Source organism: Cupriavidus sp. U2, assembly GCF_009663685.2.
GTDB lineage: Bacteria > Pseudomonadota > Gammaproteobacteria > Burkholderiales > Burkholderiaceae > Cupriavidus > Cupriavidus necator_C.
The window spans coordinates 1-25,753 of sequence record NZ_RCOG02000011.1 but is presented as its reverse complement, the minus strand read 5'-3'; the positions used below and the strand labels follow the sequence as shown (position 1 = coordinate 25,753).

The following is a 25,753-nucleotide window of genomic DNA, read 5'->3' as shown; positions in this document are numbered from 1 at the left end:
CTGTTTCTGGATATCGTGGCCGGCACCCGCTGTCCCGATGCTTCTGCGGCATACTGCGGACTGCTTCCCGGCCAGCGAATTCTTTCCCATGCGTGCTCGTACTGCGAATCAAAACGTCCGCCAGACGGACGTTCCCGCTCCGGCTGCCGAAGAGGGCGCACGGGCGTTGCGACGCGGCCTGATGCTGCTCGATGCCATCCTTGCCGGGGGCAAGGACGGGCTGCGCGTGGTGGATCTATGCCGCGCCGCCGGGCTGGAGCGGCCCACGGTCTATCGCCTGCTGGCCACGCTGATCGAATGCGGCTATGTGGTGCAGCGCGGGCGCTTCCGGTATGTCAAAGGCCCGAGGCTGGAGGCGCTGCCACAGCGCGGCGAGTCGGCCGACCTGGCCGAGCGCCTCAATCCAGTGCTGGCCCGCGTCAGCCAGGCCTGCGGCGACGCAGCATTCGCCATCGTGCGCGACGGAGCGCTGTCGCGCTGTATCGCGCGCCATGTCGGGACGCACCCGGTGCAGGTGCTGGTGATCCAGGTGGGCACGCGACAGCCGCTGGGTGTGGGCGCAGCCGGCCTGGCGCTGCTGTCGGCGTTGCCCGACGGCGCCGTGGACGACGTGATCGCCACCAATGCCCATGCCCTGGTGCAGTACGGCGGCATGACGCCGGACCGCATGCGCATCCTGATCCGCGCTACCCGCGAGCGCGGCTATTCGGTGATCGGCAACCACGCCACGCGCGGCGCGCTGGCGGTGGGCCTGGCCGTCGCGGATCGCGATGGCGAACCGGTGGCCGGCATCAGCGTAGCCACCACGCTGGCCCGCATGCCGCGCGAACGCCAGCAACTGCTGGCGCGTGTGATGCGGGATGCGGTGCGGGACCTGCTGCCAGACGGGCTGTAGCGCAGGCCTGTAGCGCGCGCCGCGGCGGGGCCGGTTACCGAAATCGCTAAACATCGGCGCCAAAAACTCTGAATTCGGTTTCCGCCGGTCGCGGCGTAACCTGCCCGCATGCAGTCGGTCCGGCCCGGCCCGGGATGTTCCGACCTGTCACGGGAGGACTCACACGGTGAACGATCTGGCCGATATCGTCACGCCGCCCCCGCCAGCCTGGTGGCCCCAGACGGTGGGCTGGCTCTTGGTCGGCATCTGCGTGCTGTGCGCGTTGCTGTGGCTGGGCTGGCGGACTTGGCGGCACTGGCGCGCCAACCGCTATCGGCGCGCCGCGCTCAAGGAGCTGGGACGCCTGCAAGCCGGGCTCGACGCTAATGGCCCGGACCGCGCGCAGGCGCTGCTGTCGCTGGCCGAACTGCTCAAGCGTACCGCGCTGGCCGTGTGGCCGCGCGAGACCGTGGCGGCGCTTTCCGGCACATCCTGGCGCGATTTCCTGCTGGCCCACGCCGGCAAGGCCGCAGATGCCGTACCGCCGCTTGCCATGCTGATCGAGACCGAATACCTGGACCGCGCCGCACTCGGACGCTGGCCGGCGCAACAGACCCGCGACACCGCCGCCGCCTGCCGCCGGTGGATCGCGGAACACCGGGCGCCGCCCGCATGATCGCGTTTGCCTATCCATGGCTGTTCGCGCTGCTGCCGCTGCCGCTGCTGGTGTGGTGGCGGGTGCCGCCGTACCGCGAGACCAGCGCCTCGGTGCGGCTGCCGTTCTTTGGCGAGGTAGCCAGCGCGGCCGGATTGCAGCCCGCCGCTGGCGCCCACGTGCCACGACGCAACCTGGTGCAGCATCTGCTGGCGCCATTGGCCTGGACCCTGGTGGTGACGGCCCTTGCGCGGCCGCACTTCCTGGAGCCGCCGGTCCACAAGAGCGAGCCCGTGCGCGACCTGCTGCTGGCGCTGGACCTGTCCCAGTCGATGGACACCCCCGATTTCAAGGACCCGGCCGGCGTGGTCGAAGCGCGCGTGCAGGCCGTGCGGCAGGTGGTCAGCAATTTCGTGGCCCACAGGCCCGGGGACCGCATCGGGCTGATCGTGTTTGGCGATGCCCCTTATCCGCTGGCCCCGTTCACGCTCGACCATGCGCTGGTGCGCACGCTGATCGACAACATGGTCCCCGGCATGGCCGGCGCCAGTACGTCGCTGGGCGATGCCATCGGGCTGGGCATCAAGATGTTCGACAACAGCCACGCCGCCGAAAAGGTGCTGATCCTGCTGACCGACGGCAATGACACCGCCAGCCGCATGCCGCCGGCACAAGCCGCCGATATCGCCCGCACGCGCGGCGTCGTGGTGCATACCGTCGGCATTGGCGACCCTGCCGCCACGGGCGAGCAGAAGGTGGATCTGCAAACGCTGCAGCGCATTGCCAGCACCACGGGCGGGCGCTATTTCTTCGGCGCGGACCAGACCGCGCTGGCGTCGATCTATGCCACGCTGGACCGCGTGACGCCGCACAAGGAAAAGACGCTGAGCTGGCGTCCGCGCCGCGAACTGTTCATGTGGCCGCTGGGCGCCGCCGTACTGCTGGTCCTGGCGTATCAGGTCGCCATGGCGGTCTACGCGTACGGCCTGGCACGCGCGCCATTGCCCGCCGCACGCAAGGAGCCCTCAGCATGAGCGACGGGCTCCACGCGCTGGCGCAGTTCCATTTCCTGCGGCCCGCATGGCTGCTGGTGCTGATTGCCGCGGTGTGGCTGCCCTGGGCCGTGCGCCGGCAGGGCGATGTGCGCCGCCGCTGGCGCGGCACCATCGCGCCGCATCTGCTCGATGCGCTGGTGGTGCGCGAGGGCCACCATCGACCGGTGCGCCCGGTGCATATGACCGCGCTGGCCCTGGCGCTGGGCGCGATTGCGCTGGCCGGCCCCGCGTGGGAACGCGAGCGGCCGCCGTTCCTGTCGGACAAGGCGCCGCTGGCCATTGCCGTGGACCTGACGCCCGGCATGGATGCTATCGACGTGACGCCGACGCGTCTGGAACGCGCCAAGCTCAAGATCAAGGCGCTGCTGGCCCATCGCGACGGCGGGCGCACGGCGCTCTATGCCTACGCCGGCTCCACCCATCTGGTGCTGCCGCTGACCGACGACGCGGCGCTGCTGCAGACCTTTGTCGATGCGCTGCAGACGGCCATCATGCCCGTGCCAGGCAAGGATACGGCCCGGGCGGTCCAGACCATCGGCGCGGCATTGTCGAAGGAGCCGGTGCCCGGCACGATCCTGCTGCTGACCGATGGCGTGGAGCCTGCGGCAACGGCCGCCCTGCAGCCGCGCGACAAGCGCACGCAGATCGTGGTGCTGGCCATCGGCACGGCGGCGGGCGGTCCGCTGAAGGCCGGGGATGGCGCCGCCCCGGGGCTCGACGCGGCGGCGCTGCACCGGCTGCGCGACACCGGCGTGCCGGTGGCGACGCTGACCACCGACAGTGACGATGACGTGGCGTGGGTGCAGCGCCACGTCCAGTCGCATGTGGAGCAGGGCAGTGCGCAGGACACGCTGCGCTGGCACGATGCCGGCTGGCCGCTGACGATACCGATCGCCGTGCTGGCGCTGCTCTGGTTCCGCAAGGGCTGGACCATCCGCTGGATGGCCTCGCTGGCGCTGGCCGTGCTGCTGGCCGCACCACAGGCGGACGTGCGAGCCCAGCCCAGCCCGCCGGCACGCGGCTGGCATTTTGTCGATCTCTGGCTCACGCACGACCAGCAAGCGCGGCGCGCCTTCGCACGTGGCGATTACGCGGTGGCGGCCACGCTGTTCGATGACCCGATGTGGCGCGGCGTGGCGTACTACCGCGCGGGGAAGTTCGATGAAGCGGCACGGGCCTTCGCGCAGATCGGCACCACGGACGCCCAGTACAACCTGGGCAACGCGCTGGCGCGACAGAACAAGTACCCTGAGGCGGCCGCCCGTTACCGGCTGGTACTGCAGCAGCGTCCCGGCTGGGCACCCGCGCAGCGCAACCTGGCGCTGATGCAGCAGGCCATCGAGCGCCAGAAGCAGGCCGAGAAGCACGACAAGGGCGACGAGGAGCCGCCCGACCTGAAGCCCGACAAGATCGAGCTGGACCCCAGCAAGCCCGCGCCGCCACCGGGTGGCGACAAGATGCAGCAGGGGCTGGTGCAACAGAACGCCGACATGTGGATGCGCGCGATCCAGACCTCGCCCACCATGCTCCTGGCGCGCAAGTTCGCGCTGCAGTCGCAGGCGCCAGAGGCGCGCCCATGACGATGCGCTGGCTTGCCGTCATGCTCCTGATACTGTCCGGCGTGGCCCACGCCGCCGGGCCGACGGTGCGTGTGCGGGTGCTGGGCCAGCAGCCCGTGGTGGCCGGGCAGTCGGTCCAGATCGAGGTCACGATCCTGGCGCCGAACTTCTTCCTGTCGGCGCCGGCATTTCCGGCGCTGCAGGTGCCCGGTGCGGTGGTCACGATGCCCGACGAGCGCGGCGTGAACGCCACCGAAACCATCGAGGGCGCCAGCTATGCGGGTATCCGCAAGACCTACGTGTTCACGCCGCAGACCGCCGGCGATTTCACGCTGCCGACGCCCGAGATTCATTTCAGATGGTCCGGCGACGATGGCAAGCCGCAAGACGCCACCGTGACCCTGCCCCCCACCACGATCCATGCCGGCGGGCAGCGGAACGCAAGCCAGGCCAGCGCTGTGCAGGCGTCAGGCCCGGCGCCGCTGCTGCCGGCGTCGCCCATCCATATCGGTCAAACCTTCGACCAGGCCATCAGCGGCAAGGACGCCCATTTGCGGGCTGGCGATGCATTGGTCCGCACCATTACGATCTTCGCGCCCGGCACGCCCGCGATGATGATCGAGCCGCCGCAACTGGCAGCGCCACGCGGCGTGCGGCAGTTCCGCGCCGATCCGCAATTGCAGGACGGCGTGGCGGCCGGTGGGGACGAGCCGGCAGGCACCACGGGCGGCCGGCGCGTGGAAACGGTGACCTATGTGTTCGAAGGCAGCGGCCATTACACGCTGCCGGCCGTCTCCGTGGCGTGGTACGACCCGGCCACCGGCAAGCGCGCGCAATCGTCCGCGCCGGCTGTGACCATCGACGTCGCCCGTGCGGCGCCGGGGCTGGGCCTGGCGCCCACGGGTGGTGCGCCGATGCGCCTGCCCGGCTGGCTCGACTGGCGGATGGCGACCCTGCTGGCCGGCGTGGCGCTGACGGCCGGCTACGCGGCGTGGCGCTGGCGCAGAGGCTGGCGTCCCCGCGGACCGGCCCCGCGCGCGGGCAAGACGCACCGCAGCAAGGCGCCGCCGCTACCTCCGCTCAACCCGTAATCAAGAAATCATTCACATCAACATTCCAAAAGTTTGCATTCCGCTCTGGCAGGGACCCCGCCCATACTGGGATGGCTGGATCAGGTGATCGAGTCGTATCGTGCAAGGAGTGTCGATGGGACGGAAGCAGCAGGCCATGGTCATTGCCACCGCCACCCCGGTGTGGCGCCAACGCATGTGGCTGGCGGCGCTTGCGCTGGGCATGGTCGTGGCCGGTGCGGGCGGCACGTGGTGGTATCACGCGAAGGATGGGCGCGCCGATGCGCCGGTCATCCGCGCGGGCGATGGGGTGAACGGTCCGCGCGGCATGGTCCATGTACCCGGCGGCGACTTCCAGATGGGCAGCGATCACAAGATGGCGCAGGCCAATGAACGGCCGGCGCACAAGGTCCACGTCAACGGCTTCTGGATGGACCAGCACCACGTCACCAATGCCGAGTTCCGCAAATTTGTCGAGGCGACGGGCTACGTGACCACCGCCGAACGCGCGCCGGACTGGGAAACGATGAAGGTGCAGCTGCCGCCCGGCACGCCGCGCCCGCCCGACAGCGCGATGGTTCCCGGCGCCATGGTCTTCGTCGGCACCAACAGCCCGGTGCCGCTGCGCGAATACTGGCGCTGGTGGCGTTTCGTGCCCGGCGCCGACTGGAAGCACCCGAACGGCCCCGGCAGCCATATCGAGGGCAAGGACAACCACCCGGTGGTGCAGGTCTCGTACGAGGACGTGCAGGCCTACGCGCGCTGGGTGGGCAAGCGTCTGCCCACCGAAGCCGAATGGGAGTTTGCGGCGCGCGGCGGTCTGGAACAGTCCACGTATGCGTGGGGCGACCAGTTCGCCCCCGATGGCCGCCAGATGGCCAACGTCTGGCAAGGCCAGCAGGTGCAGCCATTTCCGGTGGTCAGCGCCAAGGCGGGCGGCGCGGCAGGCACGAGCCCGGTGGGCACCTTTCCGGCCAATGGCTACGGCCTCTACGACATGACCGGCAACGCCTGGCAATGGGTGGCCGACTGGTATCGGGCCGACCAGTTCCGGCGCGAAGCCCGCTTGACGACGGCCGTGCTGCAGAACCCGGCGGGGCCCTCCGATTCGTGGGACCCGACCGAACCCGGCGTGCCGGTGTCCGCGCCCAAGCGCGTCACACGTGGCGGGTCGTTCCTGTGCAACGAGGACTTCTGCCTGAGCTACCGGCCCAGCGCACGGCGGGGCACAGATCCGTACACGAGCATGTCGCACCTGGGCTTCCGGCTCGTGATGGATGATCGCACCTGGGCCGAAGCGCGCCGACAGCCCGCACTGGCGGCACGGCCGTAGGCCGCATCCCGTCTGCACAATCGAGGAGGAACGCAACGATGCCATTCGCCCTGGCAGGAAGCTACCGGCTTGTTCGCCGCGCGGCGTCCGGCGTGACGACGTTCGCGGCCCTGGCCGTGCTGGCGGCGGCCCTTGGGGGGTGCGCGTCGGCACCCGCCACCGACACCGCCGCTGGCGCGCAGCCGGCGGGCGCGGCCAATGTGGCGGGCCCGGCAGGCGCGGCGGCATTGCCGTCGTGGCGGGATGGCGCGGCGCGCCAGACCATCGTCCGTTTCGTGGAGACAGTCACCCGGCCGGGCACGCCGCAGTACGTACCGCCTGCCGAACGCATTGCCGTCTTCGATAACGATGGCACGCTGTGGAGCGAGCAGCCGCTGTACTTCCAGTTCTTCTTCCTGCTCGACCAGATTCGCGCCGCCGCGCCCCAGCATCCCGAATGGAATAGCAATCCTGCCTTCAAGGCGCTGATGGCCAACGACATGGCCGGGCTGATGCGTGAAGAAAAGCGCCTGCTGCCGCTGATCGCCCAGGCCAACAGCGGCATGACGGTGGACGAGTACGACCGCACGATCCGCGCGTGGCTCGACACCGCGCGCCACCCGAAATTCAACCGGCCCTATACGGACCTGGTGTTCCAGCCACAGATCGAGCTGCTGAACTACCTGCGGGCCAATGGCTTCAAGACGTTCATCGTGTCGGGCGGGACCATCGAGTTCATGCGGCCGTGGTCCGAACGCGTGTACGGCATTCCGCCCGAGCAGGTGGTGGGGTCCACGCAGACGGTGACGTACGAGCTGCGCAATGGCCAGCCCACGCTGGTACGCGGCCCCAAGCTCGAATTCATCAATGACGGCGCCGGCAAGCCCGTGGGCATCTATCGGCAGATTGGCCGGCGGCCCATCCTGGCCGTGGGCAATTCCGACGGCGATCTGCAGATGCTGCAGTACACGATGGCCGGCAGCGGCCAGCGTCTGGCCGTGCTGGTGCACCACGACGACGCCGAGCGCGAGTTCGCCTATGACCGCAAGTCGGGGATCGGCAAGCTCGACAAGGCGCTGGACGAAGCCGTCACGCGCGGCTGGACGGTGATCAGCATGAAGCAGGACTGGGCACGCATTTATCCGGCATCCCAGCCTTGATACCAGACTAGTGGGAGCTTTCGATGAGACCAGAAGCGGGTACGCGCCTGACAAGGCTGGCCACCAGCGCGGCGATTGTCGCCATCCTGGCCGTGGCCGGCTGCAAGAAGGCCGACGAGAACAAGGCGGCGCCTGGCGCTGCGTCGGCCCCGGCCGCCCAGGTACCGGCCGCGCCACCGCCCGTGGCCACCACGCCAACCGCGCCGGTGGCCTCGGCCCCGGCCGCCAACGGCGCGTCACCCGTGGCGGCAGCGCCGGCCAGCGGCACGGTGGCGCAGGGCAGCCGCGGCGGCAAGCCAAACATCCTGGTGATCTTTGGCGATGACGTCGGGCTGGGCAACGTCAGCGCGTTCAGCCATGGAGTGGTGGGCTACAAGACGCCGAACATCGACCGCATTGCCCGCGAGGGCATGATGATGACCGACTACTACGCCGAAAACAGCTGCACGGCAGGACGCTCGACGTTCATCACGGGGCAGTCGGTATTCCGCACGGGCCTGTCGAAAGTGGGCCTGCCGGGCGCGCCAGTGGGCCTGCAGGACCGCGACATCACGATCGCGCAGGCGCTCAAGCCGCTGGGCTATGCCACGGCGCAGTTCGGCAAGAACCACCTGGGCGACCAGGACCGCTTCCTGCCCACCAAGCATGGCTTCGACGAATTCTTCGGCAACCTGTACCACCTGAACGCCGAGGAAGAACCCGAGCGCCCCTACTGGCCGAAGGACAATCCCGACTTCCTCAAGTTCTACAACCCGCGCGGCGTGCTGCACAGCACGGCTGACGGCAAGATCGAGGACACCGGCCCGCTGAACCGCAAGCGCATGGAAACGATCGACGACGAAACCACCGGGGCCGCCGTCAACTACATCCAGAAGCAGGCGCAGGCCAAGCAGCCGTTCTTCGTCTGGATGAACTTCACGCGCATGCACCTGTTCACGCACGTGCGACCCGAATACCAGGGCAAGGCCGGCCTCGGCGCCGGCCATGAGTACGCGGACGGCATGTGGGAAATGGACCAGAACGTCGGCAAGCTGCTCAAGGTGCTGGATGACACGGGCATCACCAACGACACGCTCGTCGTCTTTACCACCGACAACGGTCCCAACTTCTTCACATGGCCCGATGCGGCCAATACGCCGTTCCGCAGCGAGAAGGACTCGAACTGGGAAGGCGCATTCCGTGTGCCGGCCATGGTGCGATGGCCGGGCAGGTCGGCCTGATGTCCGGCCTCGACTGGTTCCCGACGCTGCTGGCCGCGGCGGGCGACGGCGACGTCAAGGACCGCCTGCTGAAGGGCACAAGCCTGGGCGGCAAGAGCGCCAAGGTGCACCTGGACGGCTACAACCAGCTGCCGATGCTCACGGGCCAGACCGACAAGAGCGCGCGTAACGAGTTCTACTACTTCAATGACGATGCCGAACTGGTGGCCATGCGCTATGACGTGCTGACCCAGGGCGCGACGCAGCCCACCGCATGGAAGATCGTGTTCTGCGAGCAGCGGCAGAACGGATCGTTCATGGTGTGGAAGGAGCCGTTCACGTGCCTGCGCGCGCCCAAGTACTTCAACCTGCGCATGGACCCGTACGAACGCGCCGACACGGGGCCGACCAACCGGTACTTCGACCTGGAAACGCAGAACCCATACCTGTTCATCGAGGGTAACCGCCGGGCGATCAACTTCCTGCAGACCTTCGTCGATTACCCGCCAAGCCAGTTGCCGGCGAGCTTCACGATCGACCAGGCCAGCGAGAAGATCAAGCGCCAGGTGGCCGACCAGATGGCCAAGGTCCAGCAACCGCAGCAGAAGAAGTGACGGCAGCCCATCGCAAACTGGAGCCCGGCGTGAAGCGTCAACGCGTCTCACGCCGGCCGTCGGCCTCCGGCTCCGCAGCAGCGCAGGCGCAAGCACAGGCGCGCGGCGGCAGTGCCGGACTGCGGCAGGCCGCAGCGTTGCTGAGTCTGTCCGGCGTGGCCGGTCTTGTCTATCAGGTGCTGTGGATCAAGCAGCTGTCGCTGGTGGTGGGCGTGGACGTGCATGCGGTCACCATCGGCGTGAGCGCATTCTTCGGCGGGCTGGCGCTGGGCGGCTGGGCCGTGGGCCGGCTGGCGGACCGTACGGCATCGGCCTGGCGTCTCTACCTGTGGCTGGAACTGGCCATCGCCGTGCTCGGCGTCGCGGCAACGCTTGCGCTGGCCCGTTCCGCCGCGCCATTCGCGTGGCTCGAAGTGCGGGCAGGGGCCGCCGCATGGGTGTTGCCGCTGGCACTGGTCGGGCTGCCCGCCATCGCCATGGGTGGCACATTGCCGGCGCTGATGCGCGCGTTGCGCGGCGACGGTGTGGCACTGGGTGCCAATGGCGGGCGGCTCTATGCGGCCAATACCGCTGGCGCCATCGCCGGCACGCTGCTGGCTGCCTTTGTCCTGATTCCGCTGCTGGGCATCACCGGCAGCGCCTTGGCGGCGGCCGCGCTCAACGGGCTGGCCGCGCTGGGCGCCTGGTGGTTCGGCCGTTCCTTGACCGATCCTGTCAATGTACCGGCCGCGCCGGCGAACGCCCCACGCGCATCGGGCCAGCGCGTGCTGGCGTTGACGCTGTACGCGCTGGCCGGCGCGATTGCGCTGGGCTACGAAGTGGTCTGGTCGCAGGCCATCGTCCAGTTCCTGAGCACGCGCGCCTTTGCCTTTGCCGTGATGCTGGCAACGTACCTGGCCGGCCTGATGATCGGCAGCCTTGTCGTGGCGCGCCGCGTGGACCGCGCGAAAGACCCGTGGGGCATGTTCGCGCTGCTGGTCGTGGGCGCCGGGCTGGTGGCGCTGGTTGAATTCGCGTGGCTGGGCGAATGGCTGCCCGCCGCACAGCAGGTGGTGTCGCAACGCGTGCTGGGCGCTACTGGCAACCTGCTGGTGGCCACGTGTGCCAGCTTTGCCGTGGCGGCGCTTTGCATCGTGTTCGTGCCGACACTGCTGCTGGGGGCCGCCTTCCCGTACGTGGTCCGCCTGTCGGTCGATCCTTCGCGCACCGGGTCGGGCGTGGGTGCCGTACTGGCGCTGAATACACTCGGCGGCATTGCGGGGTCGGTGCTGGCGGGCGTGTGGCTGGTGCCCACGCTGGGCGTGATGCATACGCTCGGCGTGCTCGCCTGCGCCAGCGGGCTGGTGGCCGTTCTGGCGGTGGCGTTCGGCGACGGCACCGGACGCCGCGCGCGCTTTGCCATCCCGCTGCTGGCCGTCGTCACATTGATCGTTGCCGTGGCCACGCCCGCCGACCGGCTTGCCGCACTGCTGGCCCGGACGCGCGGGGGCGATCTGGTGTTTTACGAAGAAAGCCGCGGCGCCACCGTGGCCGTGGTGGAGCAGGGCCGGGCCGCGCAGCGGTTTCATCGGCTCTACATCCAGGGCGTCTCGAATTCGGGCGACACGATGACGTCGCTGCGCTACATGCGCCTGCAGGCATTGCTGCCGCTGATCGTCCACAACGGCACGCCGCGGGCATCGCTGGTGATCGGCCTGGGCACCGGCATCACGGCTGGTGCCACGCTGCAGTACCCAGGGCTTGAGCGGCGCGTGGTGGCGGAACTGCTGCCCGCCGTGGTGCGCGCGGTGCCCCGGTTCCAGGGCAACTTCGACGTCAGCCGCAGCCCGCAGGTCGATATCCGCCTGCGCGACGGCCGCCGCGAACTGCTGCAGAGCACGCAACGCTACGACTTGATCACGCTGGAGCCGCCGCCCCCGTCGGCCAGCGGCGTGGTCAACCTGTATTCGCGCGAGTTCTACCAGTTGGCCGCCGCGCGGCTGCAGACAGGCGGCATCGTGGCCCAGTGGCTGCCGCTGCCGACGCAGAATCGCGACGACACCCGGTCGCTGGTGCGCAGCTTCCTCGACGTCTTTCCGCATGCCACGCTGTGGACCACCGAACTGCACGAAATGCTGCTGGTGGGATCGCTGCAGCCGATGACGCTGGATGCGGCCACCATCGCATCACGCTTTGGCCAGCCCCAGGTGTCGGCGGCGCTGCGTGCGGTGGGGGTGGCATCGCCGGCGGCGCTTCTGGCCACCTATGTCACCGATCGGGCGGGGCTGGACTGGTTTGCGGGCGATGCGCCAGCCGTGACCGACGACCGGCCGCGCATCGAATACGCCGGGTGGGTGCGGCGGCAGGACTTTCCGCCGGTGCTGCGCGAACTGCTCGACCTGAGCGCCGATCCGCCGCTCCAGGGCGCCAGCGACGCGCTGCACCAGGACATCCGCCGCGAGCGCGCCACCCTGCATACGTTCTACGCGGCCGGGCTCGATGCCTATCGCGGCGACCGCGCGCAGTGGATGCGCGATATCGGCACGGTGATGCGCGCGGACCCCGACAACCCCTACTACAACTGGTTCACCGGCGGACGCCCGGATCATCAGGAGACACGATGAGTGCGCGCGACGACATCCTGCAGCTTCAGGCACGCATGGGCGAGTCGATCGTTGGCCAGGCACGCATGATCGAGCGGCTGCTGCTGGGCCTGCTGGCCAATGGCCACCTGCTTGTGGAAGGGCTGCCGGGGCTGGCCAAGACGCGGGCGATCAAGAGCCTGGCCCGGCATCTGGACGCCCGGCTGTCGCGCGTGCAGTTCACACCCGACCTGCTACCCGCCGATATCACCGGCTCGGACATCTACGTCACCGACGGCGGCAAGGGCGAGTTCCGCTTTCAGCCGGGGCCGCTGTTTGCCAACCTGGTGCTGGCCGATGAAGTGAACCGCTCGCCCGCCAAGGTGCAGGCGGCCCTGCTGGAGGCCATGGAGGAACGGCAGGTGACCGTCGGCGGCAAGACGCACCGGCTCGAACCGCTGTTCCTTGTCATGGCCACCCAGAACCCGATCGAGCAGGAAGGCACGTATCCGCTGCCCGAGGCGCAGATGGACCGCTTTCTGATGCACGTGAGCGTCGGCTACCCGCAGGCCGATGCCGAGGCCGAGATCATCCGGCTGGCCCGCGCCGAAGAGGACGACGGCGGCACGGCAAATCCGCAGGGGCGGCAGGCAGGCGAACAGCGCCTGTCCCCCGAGGCCATCTTTGCCGCCCGCCAGGCCATTCACGGCGTGACGGTCAGCGAGCCGGTGGAACGCTACATCGTGACGCTGGTACAGGCCACGCGGGATGCGGGGCGATTCGACGACGACCTGAAACGGTGGATCCAGGTCGGGGTGAGCCCGAGAGGATCGATCGGGCTCGACAAGGTGGCCCGCGCCATCGCGTGGCTGCGCGGCCGTGACCACGTGACGCCCGACGACGTGCAGGATGTGGTTCACGACGTGTTCCGCCATCGGCTGATCCTGTCGTACGAAGCCCACGCCGCGGCCGTGGGCGCCGACGCCGTGATCGACCGGCTGCTCGAACGCGTGGCGGTGGCGTGACCACGCCGCAGCGCCATCACACGCCGCGCCACGTGCCATGACCCGCGACATCGCCGCGCGCGCCCGCGCCCAGGCCAGCACCCGCGCCACGCCGTCGGCCTCGCGGGCCGTGCCCGGCGTCAGCGTGGACCTTGCCGCGCTGGCCGCCCTGGAAGCCAGCGTGCGGGACTTCCATTTCCGCACGCGGCAGCCCGTGCACAGCCTGCTGTCGGGGCGGCACGGGTCGCGCGTGCATGGCCGGGGCCTGGCCTTCGAGGAACTGCGCCTTTACCTGCCCGGCGACGATGTGCGGACGATGGACTGGCGCGTCACGGCGCGGACCGGCAAGCCGCACGTGCGCCTGTATGCCGAGGAAAAGGAGCGGCCGGTGCTGCTGGTGGTGGATCAGCGCATGAACATGTTCTTTGGCAGCCGGCGAGCCATGAAATCGGTGACGGCGGCCGAGGCGGCGGCCCTGGCCGCGTGGCGGGTGCTGGCCGATGGCGACCGCGTGGGCGGCGTGATATTCGGGGACGCCGACCAGACCAGCATGGCGCCGCAGCGCAGCCGCCACGGCGTGCTGCATCTGCTGGGCGACCTGGCCCGGCACAACCAGCGGCTGCGCGCCGATGCCCGGGCGCAGCGCGGTGCCACCCAGCTGAATGGCGCGCTGGAGCGGGCACTGCGGCTGGCGCACCACGACCACCTCGTCCTGGTAATCAGTGATTTCGATGGCGGCGACGACCAGACGCGGCACCTGATGCTGGCGCTGCGCGGGCGCAACGACGTGCTGTCCGTGCTGGTCTACGACCCGTTCCTGCTGGAGCTGCCCGCGTCGGGGCAACTGGTGGTCAGCGACGGCGAGTTGCAGGTGGAACTGGGTTTTGGCCATGAGGCGCTGCGGCGCAACGTGCGCAGCTTTGCCGATGGCCACAGCGCCGCGCTGATGGACTGGCACAAGGCCATCGGCGTGCCGCTGCTGCCGTTGTCGGCCGCCGAGGACACCGCCGCCCAGCTGCGCAGGCTGCTGGGGCGGGCCTCCGGCGCGCCGTAGGGAAACGTCTTGTCACGGGAAATGATAAAGGGCGCCATGATGGCGCCCCCTGGCGATGCCATTTACCGCGCCCGCACATCGCCCGCAATCGGGCCCGGCGGCACTGCGGGCGGCTTAGTCGGCCGTGATGTTGCCGGCCTGGATCACCTTCTTCCAGCGCGCGAATTCCGACGCCTGGAACGCCGTGAACTGCTCGGGCGTATTGGCCACGACTTCGAAGCCCAGTTCCAGCAGCTTTGGCTTGTTGGCCGGATCGTTCATCGCCGCGACCACCGCGCTGTGGAGCTTGGCCTTGATATCGGCCGGCAGCCCCTTGGGCGCGGCAATGGCCTGCCACGAATACACGGTCACACCCTTGTAGCCGAGCTCTTCCATGGTCGGCACGTCGGGCAGGATCGGCGACCGCTTGCTGCTGGTGATGGCCAGCGCGCGCAGCTTGCCGGCCTTCAGGTGCGGCACGGCGGTGTTGATGTTCATGAACGTGGCATCCACCTGGCTGCCGAGCAGGTCGTTCAGCGCCGGCGCGCCGCCCTTGTACGGCACGTGCAGACCCGTGGTGTTGGTCTGCTGCCAGAACAGTTCGGCGGTCAGGTGGTCGCTGGTGCCATTGCCCGCCGACGCGAAGGTCATCTTGTTCGGGTTGGCCTTTTCGTATTGGATGACGTCCTGCAGCGACTTGTACGGCGAAGTGGCGGGCACCGCCAGCACGTTGGGCGCCTGCACGGCCACGCTGATGTAGTCGAAGTCCTTGGTCGGGTCATAGCCGGGGTTCTTCGTCAGATGCGGTCCGATCACGAACGGGCCCAGCGACGACACGAACAGCGTGTAGCCGTCGGCCGGTGCGCGCCTGGCGGCCGCCGCGCCGATCATGCCGGCCGCGCCGGGGCGGTTGTCCACCACGAAGCTGCCGCCAAACGTCTGCTGGAACTTGGCGCTCAGAATGCGCGCGATGTTGTCGGTCGATCCGCCGGGCGGGAACGGCACGATCATCGTCACCGGCTTTTCTGGCCAGGCGGCGTGGGCCGCCGCCATGGTGACCCCAAGCAGGAGCGTTACCAGTGCTTTCTTCATCATCGTTGTCTCCTTGTGTTTCCGTTTTACGGATGTTTGTGGTGATGGTGTCTGACGACCGCGGGCAGCGGACCGTGGATCAGCTGGCGCCGAATTCGGCGTGCTCGCGCGTCCAGGCCCGCGCCTGTTCGCTGACGGTGAGCCCCAGGCCCGGGCGCGTCGGGACGACGATGCGGCCGTTCGCGATGTCGAGCCGCTCTTTGAACAGCGGTTCGAGCCAGTCGAAATGCTCGACCCACGGCTCGCGCGGATACGCGGCGGCCAGATGCACGTGCAATTCCATCGCGAAGTGGGGCGCGATCATCAGCCCGGCATGCTCGGCCAGCGCGCAGACCTTCAGGAACGGCGTGATGCCGCCCACACGCGGGGCATCGGGCATCAGGTAGTCGGCGGCGCGGTGACGGATCAGGTCCCAGTGCTCGGCGGCGCTGGTCAGCATCTCGCCGGTGGCGATGGGCGTGTCGAACTGCTGCGCCAGCGCGGCATGGCCTTCGTGGTCGTAGGCGTCGAGCGGTTCCTCGATCCACACCAGATTGAACGATTCGAAGGTGCGGCACATCCGCTGCGCGGTGGGGCGGTCCCATTGCTGGTTGGCGTCCACCATGATGGGCACGGCATCGCCCAGTTCTTCGCGCACGGCCGACACGCGCTGGATGTCGATCTTGCCGTCCGGCTGGCCGACCTTGAGCTTGATGCCGCCGATGCCGCGCTCCACCGACGCGGCCGCGTTGACCAGCAGTTGGTCCAGCGGCGTATGCAGGAAGCCGCCCGACGTGTTGTAGCAGCGGACGGAATCGCGATGCGCGCCCAGCAGCTTGGCGAGCGACAGCCCGGCACGTTTGGCCTTGAGATCCCACAGCGCCACGTCGAACGCGCCGATGGCCTGCGTGGACAGGCCACTGCGGCCGACCGACGCGCCGGCCCAGCAGAGCTTGTCCCACAGCTTGGCGATGTCGCTCGGATCCTCGCCAATCAAGGTGGGGGCGATCTCCCGGGCATGCGCAAACTGGCCGGGGCCGCCGGCGCGCTTGGCATAGCTGAAGCCCAGGCCTTCATGGCCGCTGGCGGTGCGGATTTCGGCAAACAGGATGGCGACTTCAGTCATCGGCTTCTGCCGGCCGGTCAGCACCTTGGCGTCGCTGATCGGCGTGGCCAGGGGCAGGTAGCAGGACGACAGGCGGATGGCGGTAATCACGTCAGAGGCGGGCGAGGCGGTCATAAGGCGGTGCTTCCTGAGCGAGCGTCCGAGTCTTCGGACATCGTATGACATCGTTGTCAAAAAATGGCCGGATACGGCCCATGTGCGTTGCTATAATGCTGGCCCCGCGATGAGATTACGCCCATCTACGCAACAAGGTACTGCTTGCTATATGCGACGAAAATTCGTCTTCACGCCTCACCTGGATATTGCACAAGACAGCGGGGTGAGAAGAATGCTAACGTTGTCATTTGCGGCGGTCAACCATTGAGGCGGCAGCTGGCGTCGTCGTTTACCCGCACTTCCAACTCTTGATCCGAGCAGGCATGTCCGATTTATCCGGCGGCAAGTCCGTCACGCTGCACGATGTGGCGCGGGAGGCGGGGGTTTCCCTGATCACGGCATCGCGGGCGCTCAGCAATCCGGGGCTGGTCTCCGCCAAGACGATTGCCCGTGTGCAGCAGGCCGTCGAGCACACCGGCTATATCCCGAACCTGCTGGCTGGCGGCCTGAAATCTCGTCGCAGTCTGACCGTGGCGGCGCTGGTGCCGAATATCGCGGTCGCGCAGTTCCTCCCCACCGTCAAGGCGCTGACCGACGCGCTGGATGCGGCCGGCTATCAGTTGATCCTGGGGCAGACCGGCTATGACCATGGGCGCGAAGAAGCGCTGCTGGGCACCATGATCAGTCGCCGGCCCGACGGCATCGTGGTGACGGGGCTGGTCCACGCGCAGGCATCGCGTGACCGCCTGCGCCGCTCCGGCATTCCGGTCGTGGAAACCTGGGATCTGAGCGACCGGCCGGTGGACATGGCTGTGGGGTTCTCGCACCTGAAGGTCGGCAGCGCCGTGGCCGGCTACTTTCTGGCCAAGGGTTGGCGACGCTTCGGCATCGCTACAGGCGACGACCAGCGCGCAGCCGTGCGCCGCGAGGGTTTTATTTCGACGTTGGGCCACGATGTGCCGACCGCGCGCGTGCCCGCGCCCAGCAGCCTGGGCCTGGGACGCCAGGCCCTGCGCAGCCTGCTGGCACAGGACCCGGCCATCGAGGCGATCTTCTGCAGCTCTGACCAACTGGCCCAGGGCGTCGTCGAAGAGGCCCGGGCGCGTGGCCTGCGCATCCCCGACGATCTTGCGGTCTGCGGCTTCGGCGACGCCGACTTCGCGGCGGACATGGCCCCGCGGCTGACCACGGTTCAGATCGATGGCGCCGGCATCGGCACGCTGGCCGCCGGCCTGCTGCTGGCACGCTGCCGGGGCGAAACGGTGGCAGAGCCGGTGGTCGATCTGGGGTTCAGGATTGTGGAGCGGGGAACGACTTGATTAGCGTGGTTCAGCACGGATGGCCGCGCTGCCAATCACCCCCGCCAGCCGCCGCGCCGCTTGCTCGATTTCCAGATCGCCGAATCCACCAAAGCCCAGTATCAGCCCCGCAGGGGGCTTGTCGGCGGCGTACGTAGGCGACACCGCGCGTACCGCTACGCCGGCCTCGGCGGCGCGCCGGACCACCTCCCGGTCATTGATGCCAGGCGCCAGCCACAGCACAAGGTGCATGCCCTGGTCAGACGGCTGAAGCCATGCCAGATCGGCGGGAATCTCCCGTTCGAAGGTCCGGATCACGAATGCTCGCCGCTCGGCATGCACGCCGCGTACGCGGCGGATATGGCGGTCGAGATGGCCTTCGGCGATAAAGGCAGCCAGCACATGCTGGTCTGCCGTGGGCGGATGCCGGTCCATCAACACCCGTGCGCCGATATAGGCGTCGACCAGCGGCTCGGGCACCACCGCATACCCCAGCCGCAGCGACGGATAGAGGATCTTGCTGAACGTGCCCAGATAGACCACGCGCTCCGGCGCCAGACCCTGCAGCGACGGAAACGGGTGGCCGGCGTAGCGCAGTTCGCTGTCGTAATCGTCCTCCACGACCCACGCCTGCTGCCGGTTGGCCCAGGCCAGCAGGGCCTTGCGGCGCGCCATGCCCAGCGGCATGCCCAGCGGATACTGGTGCGACGGCGTGACAAACGCGGCGCGCGCCTGCGGAGCCAGTGCGATGCCGGCTTCGACGTCGATGCCTTCGGCGTCCACCGGCACGCGCACGATGCGCTCGCGCGGCCCGATGCTTTCCAGAATGGCGGTGATACCACGATAAGCCGGATTCTCGGCCCATACGGCATCGGCGGGATCGAGCAGTACCTGGCAAGACAGGAACAGCCCCTGCTGCGTCCCGGTGGTGATCACGACCTGGCTGGCGTCGCAATGCACCGAGCGCGAGCGGCGCAGGTAATCGGCAATCGCCTCGCGCAATGGCAGCGCGCCCTGGGGTTCGCCATAGCCGGCCGGCGCGGCGCTACCACCGGCGCGCAAACGGTTGCCAAGCCGGCGCCAGTCTTCATTCGGCGCGGCGGCGCCGGCCGGCACCGACACCGCGAATGGCACCTGCGGCAGGGCGGTGAATTCCCTGGCGATGGCAGCAAACTTCTGTGCGGCAGGGGGCAGCACGATGCCCTCGCGCGCCCGCCGCCGCGTCAGCGGCGCAGGCGCCAGCGCGGCCACACGCGTGCCGGCGCCGTGCTGTGCGGTGAACACGCCCTCGGCAACCAGTTGCTCGAACGCCTCGACCACGGTGCCGCGCGACACCTTCAGCGCCTCGGCCAGCGCGCGCGTGGACGGCAGCGATTCGCCAGGCTTGAGGTCGCCATGCGCGACGGCGTCGCGCAGCGCCTGCACCAACTGGCGGCCAAGCGGCCCCGCAGCGCGGTCTAGCACGCCAATGAACGGAATCTCGGGCACCTGTGCGGTTCTGGGCATGACGGGCAGAAGGGCGAGGGAGTGGGAGCGGAAAGTGGTCCGATGAAATCGGCACAAACTGGCCCTACACTCTACTCCAGTTTGTGGCCAGAATACGGCTTCAACGTCCCCCAAAACACCACGCCGGAGCAGTCATGTACGTCCCCGCCCATTTCGAACTGGCCGACCAGCAGGCCATGCACGCGCTGATCGGCGCCAACCCGTTCGGCACGCTGTTCACCCACGGGCGCAGCGGCATGGATGCCAACCATATCCCGTTCGAAATCGACCCGGACCAGGGCGAATCGGGCATGCTCAAGGCGCACGTGGCCCGCGCCAATCCGGTCTGGCAGGACGTCGCCAACGGCGACGAAGTGCTGGTGGTGTTCCGCGCCGGCGACGCCTATATCTCGCCGAACTGGTACCCCAGCAAGCACGAAGCCCACAAGCAGGTGCCAACCTGGAACTACCAGGTGGTGCACGCCCATGGGCGCATTACCGTGCATGACGACGAACGATACGTGCGCGGCGTGGTGGCCCGGCTCACGCGCCACCACGAGGCCAGCCAGCCGCGGCCCTGGAAGATGTCCGACGCGCCCGCCGATTTCATCGACACGCTGCTCAAGTCCATCGTCGGCATCGAAATCGAGATTACCCGCCTGCAGGGCAAGCTGAAGCTGGGTCAGCACAAGGACGCACGCGATATCCGCGGCCCCGGCGAGGCGCTGATGACCCAGGGCAATACCGTGATCGGGCAGGCGATGCTGGACCGGGCGGTGGAGAAGGAGCGCGGTTGAGGTGCGTCCCCCCGGACCTTGAGCCTTACCCCCGCATCACCTCGCGTACACACCCCAGGAGCGCCTGTGCCAGCGCGGGCACGGGGTGCTGGGGGTTGATCAGCACGAAGCTCTCGAACTCGATGGCCGGTTCGAATGGCAGCGCCTTCAGGCCCGGGAACCGCAGCGTGCGCACCACCAGCGGGTTGACCACGCTGACCCCAAGGCCCATTTCCACCATCGTGCAGATGGTGGCGGCGTACGGTGTTTCCAGCGTGAGCACGCGCCGATCCGGGATAAACGCGGCATCGACGATGGCGCGGGTGCCGTCGCCGCGCGTCAGCGAGATGAACGGCTCGCCTGCCAGATCGTCGGCACGCACACGTCGTTTTTTCGCCAGACTGTGCGCGGCCGGCACGATGCAGACGCCGGCCTCGCGGTGCAGCGGATCGCTTTGGATACCCGCCATTTCCACCAGGTAAGACACCAGGCCCACGTCGCAGAAGCGCGCCGCCGTCCATTTGGCCACGGTCGGCGAATCGCTCGTGTGCACGGCGATCGGCACGTCGGGATACCGGCTGCGGAAGCGGGCGATCGCCGGGGGCATCACCGTCATGGCGATCGACGGCACCGTGCCCACGCGCAGCGTGCCGACGCCCGCCTCGCGGATCGAGCGCGCGGACGCCTGCAGGCTGTCCAGGCCGACAAAGGCGCGCTCGACGTCGCGGAACATCGCATCGGCCTCCACGGTGGGCGTCAGGCGCCCGGCAATCCGCGTGAAGAGCCGGAAGCCACAAGCCTTTTCCAGTTGGGCGATCACCCGGCTGATATTGGGCTGCGACGTATGCAACTGCGTGGCCGCAGCGGTCATCGAGCCGGACAACATCACGGCACGAAAGGCTTCGATCTGCTTGAAATTCATGTGACAGGCGTGGGTGCGACAGGCTGCGAAGGTGCGCCGATGGTATATCAAATCCGCATGGCGATGATAAAACGTCTGATTTGACGATATGACGAGCCGATTCCCATACTGGCCTCCAACAACGAGGAGAAAGTTGCATGGAATCGAAGGTCAGCCGCCGCCTGACGCAAGCCACCGCCCCCGAAGTCTGCGAGCACATCTACCTGCCGCGGCTGCATCGTGAATTCGGCCCTGGCTTCCGCTATCTCACCGACATCAACCAGGCGCACCTGCTGATGCTGCATGACGCCGGTCTGATTCCGGCCGACGTGGCCGGCACGCTGGCGCGGGCGCTGCGCCAGATCGAGGCGGAAGGCCCGGCCGCCGTGCCGCTGGACCCCGAGCGCGAAGACGCCTATTTCAACTACGAGACTCGCCTGATGGCCGTGGCTGGCGCCGATGCCGGCGGCCGTCTGCATGTGGCGCGCAGCCGCAACGACATCCTCGCCACGCACGACAGGCTGCGCGCCCGCGATACCATGCTGGCGCTTCTGACCACGCTGGCCGATACGCGCGCCGTGGTGCTGCAGCAAGCCGCCGCCCACGCCGATGCGGTGATGCCGGGCTATACGCACCTGCAGGCCGCGCAGCCGATCACCTATGGCTACTACCTGTGCGGCGTGGCACAGGCGATGGGTCGCGACATCGGCCGGTTGCGCCATGCGCTGGAAGGCCTGGACGCCTGCCCGCTGGGCGCGGGCGCGCTGGCAGGCACGGCATTCCCGATCGATCGGGCCGCCACGGCGCGTTGGCTGGGCTTTTCCACTTACGTCCCCAATTCGCTCGACGCGGTAGCCTCGCGCGACTTTGCCTGGGAGATCCTTTCCGCCATCACGATTGCCACCGTCACCTGGGGCCGCGTGGCGCAGGACCTGTACATCTGGGCGACGCCGGAGTTCGGCCTGATCGACTTTCCGGACAGCGTGGCCGGCACGTCCAGCATCATGCCGCAGAAGAAGAACCCGGTCGTGCTGGAATACCTGAAGGGCAAGGGCGGGCACATGATCGGCCTGCTGACCGCGTCGCTGGCCGCGCTGAAGGGCAGCCATTTCACGCACAGCGGCGACGGCAACCGCGAAAGCATGCGCGGCTTCTGGGAAGCCACGGACGAGGCGCTGCGCTGCGCCAGCCTGCTCCGGCTGGTGCTGGAAAACGCCACGCCACAGCGCGCCAGCATGCTGGCCCGCGCCCGGCGCGACTTCTCTTCGGCCACCGACCTGGCCGACATGCTGGTGCGCGACGCCGGCATGTCGTTCCGCGAAGCCCATCACGTGGTGGGCGCGGTGGTACGCGAGGCGCTGGACCGGCACATCCCGGCCTGCGAAATCGACAGCGACATGGTCAACCGGGCGGCCGCGCATCACACCGGCCGTGCGCTGGCACTGGATGCCGCATCCGTGGCGCGCTGCCTGGACCCCGTGCAAGGCGTGGCCGCGCGCATGGCCGCCGGTGGCCCCGCGCCAACCCTTGTACGTGATCAGGTCGACGCCCAGCTCGCCACGCTGGCACAGGACCGCCATGCCATCGACACGCTGCGCGACACCGTGGGGACGAATCGCGCCACGATGAAGCGCGCGGTCGAACAGCTCGCCAGCCGATAACCATGCCACATCACCGACGGTTCTACCCAGCAATCGGCTAGCCGATTTAACCGATATCGATAGACAAAAGTCTTCGTTGTGCGTGAGCGCGCCGCTTCGCAATACTGCGAAGGGAACTGCACTCATCACACAACAATATGGCCTCCGAACTTTTCTCTCGCGCGCCCGGCCGCCGTGGCGCGCTCAAGCAACTGGCATCGCTGGCACTGGCCGGCAGCATGGGTCCGCTGCTGGCCGCGTGCTCGAAGGGCGATTCGGCGGCCAGCACCGCCGCGCCGGCCGCACCGGCCGTCATCGGCAAGGCCGGCGACAAGGTCAGCTTCAAGTATCCGGACAACCCCACCTTCGACCTGGTCTACCTGGCCGACCAGCTGGGCTACTTCGAGGGGACCAATACGCGGCCGAACTACATCGGCAAGGTGGCCGCGCCGCAGATCATTCCGCTGACCGGCACCGGCGAGATCGATTTCGGCTCGCGCATGGTGCCGCTGGTGATCTCGGCCGTGGCGGCCGGGGCCGACCTCAAGATCGTGGCGGCGGGCAACAAGACGCTGCAGGACGCCCCGCACATGAAGTACTTCGTGCGCAAGGACTCGGGTATCCGCGCGCCGAAGGACCTGGAAGGCAAGACCATCGGGATCAACAGCTTCGGCGCCTGCGCCGAGTTCGTGACCAAGACCTTCCTGCGCCAGAAGGGTGTGGACGTCAACAGGATCAACTTCGTGGTGATTCCGGACGACCAGGCCGAGCAGACGCTGGTCACCGGCAATACCGACCTGGCCATCATCCACGCGCCGTTCTCGGGCCGCGCCGACCATGCCGACAAGCTCACGCGGCTGTGGAGCGATTTCGACCTCGATGGCGGCCTGGGCGGCATGCAGCCGTACAGCGTGCATGGCAAGTTCCTGCGCGAGCACCCGGAAAACGTGCGGGACGTGGTGACCGCGCTGGCCAAGGCCGCCAACTGGGTCAACGCCAACCCGGAAGAGGCGCGCAAGCTGGTGTCCAAGCGCATCAACCTGCAGCTGGAATTCGTTGACCGTTACGCCTACGTGGACAACCTCGTGGTCACCGAGCCGCCGATCCAGTACTACATCGACGTGCTGGAGGCCGAGGGCAAGCTGAGCCGGGGCAAGGTGGCCGCCCGCGACATCTACACGAACGATTTCAACCCGTTCGCCAAGGCATAGGACCGACCCCATGAGCCACAAGATCGTGGCGCGCGGTGTCAAGATGGACTATGCCGTGCGCAATGAAGCGGGCCGCGCCGACAACGTGGCCGTGCTGCGCGACTTCGACCTCGATATCCGCGAGGGCGAGTTTATTTCCATCCTGGGGCCGTCAGGGTGCGGCAAGTCCACCTTTCTGAGCATCCTGGCCGGGCTGACCGAACGCACGGGCGGCGACATCGCCATCGACGGCCAGCCGCTGCGCGGCATTCACCCCGCGCAAGGCGTGGTGTTCCAGGGCTATGCGCTGTTCCCGTGGCGCACCGTGCTGCAGAACATCGAGGTCGGCCTGGAGATTCGCGGCGTGCCGAAGGCGAAGCGCCGCGTGATTGCCGAGGAATACCTGGAACTGGTGGGGCTGACCGGCTTTGGCCAGCGTTATCCGCACGAGATCTCGGGGGGCATGAAGCAGCGGGTGGCCATTGCCCGGTCGCTGGCCTATCAGCCCGAAGTGCTGCTGATGGACGAACCGTTTGCCGCGCTCGACGCGCAGACCCGCGAAATCCTGCAGGGCGAACTGCTGCGCATCTGGGAGCAGCGGCGCAAGACCATCGTGTTCATCACGCACAGCCTGGACGAGGCCATCTTCCTGTCCGACCGGATTGCCGTGATGACCCGGCGCCCGGGCACCATCAAGCAGATCATCGACGTGCCATTGCCGCGCCCGCGCGCCGCCGAGGTGCGCAATTCCGAGGCGTTCGTCCGGCTGCGCCAGCAGGCGTGGGACATCCTCAAGGACGAAGTGCAGATGGCCAACCCGGCCGCCGTGCCGCGCCCGCTGGGCGCCACGGCCAACCCCGGCGAACGCCTGCAGGGCGAGCGCGCGCCTGTCGGGCAGGCCGTGGAGACCGGGCAGAAGGCCGTTGGGACCGTGGCGCCGCCCGTGGCAAAGGCGGCATCATGAGCCGCGCCGCTTCGCTTTCCCGGCTGGGCGACCGGGCGCTTGGCCTGCTGGGCATCGTTGCCTTCCTGCTGATCTGGGAACTGGTGCCACGCCTGCATATCGTCAGCGATGCCTACCTGAGCCCGCCATCCCAGATCATCGTCACGATCTGGGATCTGGTCAGCAGCGGCGCGCTGTTCAAGCACCTGTTCGCGAGCCTGCAGCGGTCGCTGTACGGGCTGCTGTCCGCCATCGGGCTGGGCGTGGTGCTGGGCCTGCTGATGGGGTGGTTCAGCCGCTTCGAGGCCATTGTCGATCCCATTCTGCAATTGTTCCGCCAGACCTCGGCCTTTGCGTTGTTCCCGGTGTTCATCCTGTTCCTGGGCATTGGCGAGACGTCCAAGGTGGCCATCATCTTCTGGGCGTCGTTCTGGCCGGTGCTGCTGAGCACGATCAGCGGGGTCAAGCAGGTGGACCGGCTGCTGATCGATTCGGCCCGCTCGATGGGCGCCAACCGCCTGTTCGTGTTCCGCAAGGTAGTGCTGCCGGCGGCTTCGCCGTCGATCTTTACTGGCGTACGGCTGGCGGGCACCTATTGCATCACGGCGCTGGTGGCGGCCGAGATGATCGGCGCGCATTCGGGGCTGGGCTTCCTGACGCTGAACTCGCAGGAAGTCTTCCAGATTCCGACGATGTACGCGGGCATCCTGCTGCTGGCGTTGCTGGGCCTGACGCTCAACTATGTGCTGGCCGTGGTGGAACGGCGGCTCACGCGCTGGCGCAAGGGGTTGACGCTTAATGGAAATACTGTTCAGATACGAAGCACCGGCACTGGCTGATGCCGCAAATGGAGCGCTGCGCCGCGATGCCGAACATTGAAGTTGCTCATCTTGCGCTTGACGCCGCGCGGGTTCAGGCGCCCACGACTGCTCACGCAGCGCCCGCGCGCGATCTCGGCCAGCAGGGCCTCGCGCCAGGCAGGCAAACGCTCAGGGGGAAACGGCCGCAGCTTGCGGCATCTTGCGCTTGATCACGCGCACGGCGTGCATGAAGCTCAGGCGATCCGGATCGAGTTCGCGCGCCCAGGCCGCCTGCGCCATCAACTGGCGGCCGCCTGCGCCATCAACTGGC

Annotated in this window: 20 protein-coding genes and 1 pseudogene; 17 read left to right on the top strand and 4 right to left on the bottom strand. The window is 68.2% G+C overall.

Going from position 1 to position 25,753, the window contains the following annotated elements:
- Window positions 1-88 precede the first annotated feature (88 nt).
- The 11 genes and pseudogenes from D9X30_RS09090 to D9X30_RS09040 all read left to right on the top strand — a co-directional run bounded on the left by D9X30_RS09090 (window position 89) and on the right by D9X30_RS09040 (window position 14,117).
- On the top strand, window positions 89-895 hold the full coding sequence (locus D9X30_RS09090; protein WP_153949473.1) for an IclR family transcriptional regulator: 807 nt from the start codon (window positions 89-91) through the stop codon (window positions 893-895).
- A 166-nt stretch (window positions 896-1,061) separates the two neighbouring features.
- On the top strand, window positions 1,062-1,550 hold the full coding sequence (locus D9X30_RS09085) for a DUF4381 domain-containing protein (protein ID WP_249640922.1): 489 nt from the start codon (window positions 1,062-1,064) through the stop codon (window positions 1,548-1,550).
- A complete protein-coding gene (locus D9X30_RS09080; protein WP_153949471.1) occupies window positions 1,547-2,563 on the top strand; it encodes a vWA domain-containing protein in 1,017 nt (338 codons plus the stop codon). The genes D9X30_RS09085 and D9X30_RS09080 overlap by 4 nt, the downstream gene beginning before the upstream one ends.
- A complete protein-coding gene (locus D9X30_RS09075) occupies window positions 2,560-4,164 on the top strand; it encodes a VWA domain-containing protein (protein WP_153949470.1) in 1,605 nt (534 codons plus the stop codon). The genes D9X30_RS09080 and D9X30_RS09075 overlap by 4 nt, the downstream gene beginning before the upstream one ends.
- On the top strand, window positions 4,161-5,234 hold the full coding sequence (locus tag D9X30_RS09070; protein WP_153949469.1) for a BatD family protein: 1,074 nt from the start codon (window positions 4,161-4,163) through the stop codon (window positions 5,232-5,234). The genes D9X30_RS09075 and D9X30_RS09070 overlap by 4 nt, the downstream gene beginning before the upstream one ends.
- Window positions 5,235-5,409: 175 nt before the next feature.
- Entirely contained in the window at window positions 5,410-6,546 is a 1,137-nt protein-coding gene (locus D9X30_RS09065) for a formylglycine-generating enzyme family protein (RefSeq protein WP_153949536.1), read from the top strand.
- A gap of 38 nt (window positions 6,547-6,584) precedes the next feature.
- Window positions 6,585-7,685 carry an HAD family hydrolase gene (locus tag D9X30_RS09060; RefSeq protein ID WP_194946579.1) on the top strand — a complete coding sequence of 367 codons (1,101 nt, stop codon included), beginning with the start codon at window positions 6,585-6,587 and terminating at the stop codon, window positions 7,683-7,685.
- Between the two features lie 23 nt (window positions 7,686-7,708).
- Window positions 7,709-9,498: pseudogene (locus tag D9X30_RS09055) on the top strand (arylsulfatase).
- 29 nt (window positions 9,499-9,527) lie between these two features.
- On the top strand, window positions 9,528-12,101 hold the full coding sequence (locus D9X30_RS09050; RefSeq protein ID WP_502799620.1) for a spermidine synthase: 2,574 nt from the start codon (window positions 9,528-9,530) through the stop codon (window positions 12,099-12,101).
- Window positions 12,098-13,084 (top strand): AAA family ATPase, encoded by a 987-nt coding sequence (locus tag D9X30_RS09045; protein ID WP_153949468.1) that lies wholly within the window; start codon window positions 12,098-12,100, stop codon window positions 13,082-13,084. The genes D9X30_RS09050 and D9X30_RS09045 overlap by 4 nt, the downstream gene beginning before the upstream one ends.
- Window positions 13,085-13,121: 37 nt before the next feature.
- A complete protein-coding gene (locus tag D9X30_RS09040; RefSeq protein ID WP_153949467.1) occupies window positions 13,122-14,117 on the top strand; it encodes a DUF58 domain-containing protein in 996 nt (331 codons plus the stop codon).
- A 114-nt stretch (window positions 14,118-14,231) separates the two neighbouring features.
- Here the strand turns inward: D9X30_RS09040 and D9X30_RS09035 are convergent, their stop codons facing one another.
- Both D9X30_RS09035 and D9X30_RS09030 read right to left on the bottom strand, forming a co-directional pair.
- Window positions 14,232-15,188, bottom strand: coding sequence for a Bug family tripartite tricarboxylate transporter substrate binding protein (locus D9X30_RS09035; RefSeq protein ID WP_194946581.1), 957 nt, complete (start codon window positions 15,186-15,188; stop codon window positions 14,232-14,234).
- Window positions 15,189-15,267: 79 nt separating this feature from the next.
- Window positions 15,268-16,407 carry an L-talarate/galactarate dehydratase gene (locus D9X30_RS09030; RefSeq protein ID WP_153949465.1) on the bottom strand — a complete coding sequence of 380 codons (1,140 nt, stop codon included), beginning with the start codon at window positions 16,405-16,407 and terminating at the stop codon, window positions 15,268-15,270.
- Between the two features lie 305 nt (window positions 16,408-16,712).
- Between D9X30_RS09030 and D9X30_RS09025 the strand changes: the two genes are divergently transcribed.
- Window positions 16,713-17,708: a LacI family DNA-binding transcriptional regulator gene (locus tag D9X30_RS09025; protein ID WP_153949464.1), complete on the top strand. Its 996-nt coding sequence runs from the start codon at window positions 16,713-16,715 to the stop codon at window positions 17,706-17,708.
- On the opposite strand, the gene pdxR is transcribed toward D9X30_RS09025, so the two are convergent.
- Entirely contained in the window at window positions 17,709-19,193 is a 1,485-nt protein-coding gene (pdxR, locus tag D9X30_RS09020; protein ID WP_153949463.1) for a MocR-like pyridoxine biosynthesis transcription factor PdxR, read from the bottom strand. It lies immediately after the preceding gene.
- A 134-nt stretch (window positions 19,194-19,327) separates the two neighbouring features.
- Here pdxR and D9X30_RS09015 point away from each other — a divergent pair, with 134 nt between their 5' ends.
- Window positions 19,328-19,969 (top strand): FMN-binding negative transcriptional regulator, encoded by a 642-nt coding sequence (locus tag D9X30_RS09015; protein ID WP_153949462.1) that lies wholly within the window; start codon window positions 19,328-19,330, stop codon window positions 19,967-19,969.
- Window positions 19,970-19,994: 25 nt separating this feature from the next.
- Here the strand turns inward: D9X30_RS09015 and D9X30_RS09010 are convergent, their stop codons facing one another.
- Window positions 19,995-20,870, bottom strand: coding sequence for a LysR family transcriptional regulator (locus tag D9X30_RS09010; protein WP_153949461.1), 876 nt, complete (start codon window positions 20,868-20,870; stop codon window positions 19,995-19,997).
- A 137-nt stretch (window positions 20,871-21,007) separates the two neighbouring features.
- Between D9X30_RS09010 and argH the strand changes: the two genes are divergently transcribed.
- From argH to D9X30_RS08990, 4 genes are all read left to right on the top strand, one after another.
- Window positions 21,008-22,510: an argininosuccinate lyase gene (argH, locus tag D9X30_RS09005; RefSeq protein ID WP_153949460.1), complete on the top strand. Its 1,503-nt coding sequence runs from the start codon at window positions 21,008-21,010 to the stop codon at window positions 22,508-22,510.
- A 137-nt stretch (window positions 22,511-22,647) separates the two neighbouring features.
- Entirely contained in the window at window positions 22,648-23,700 is a 1,053-nt protein-coding gene (locus D9X30_RS09000; RefSeq protein WP_153949459.1) for an ABC transporter substrate-binding protein, read from the top strand.
- Between the two features lie 10 nt (window positions 23,701-23,710).
- Complete coding sequence (locus D9X30_RS08995; protein ID WP_153949458.1) at window positions 23,711-24,643, top strand: ABC transporter ATP-binding protein; 933 nt, start codon at window positions 23,711-23,713, stop codon at window positions 24,641-24,643.
- Complete coding sequence (locus D9X30_RS08990) at window positions 24,640-25,461, top strand: ABC transporter permease (RefSeq protein ID WP_153949457.1); 822 nt, start codon at window positions 24,640-24,642, stop codon at window positions 25,459-25,461. Before D9X30_RS08995 ends, D9X30_RS08990 begins: the two co-directional genes overlap by 4 nt.
- Window positions 25,462-25,753: the final 292 nt, after the last annotated feature.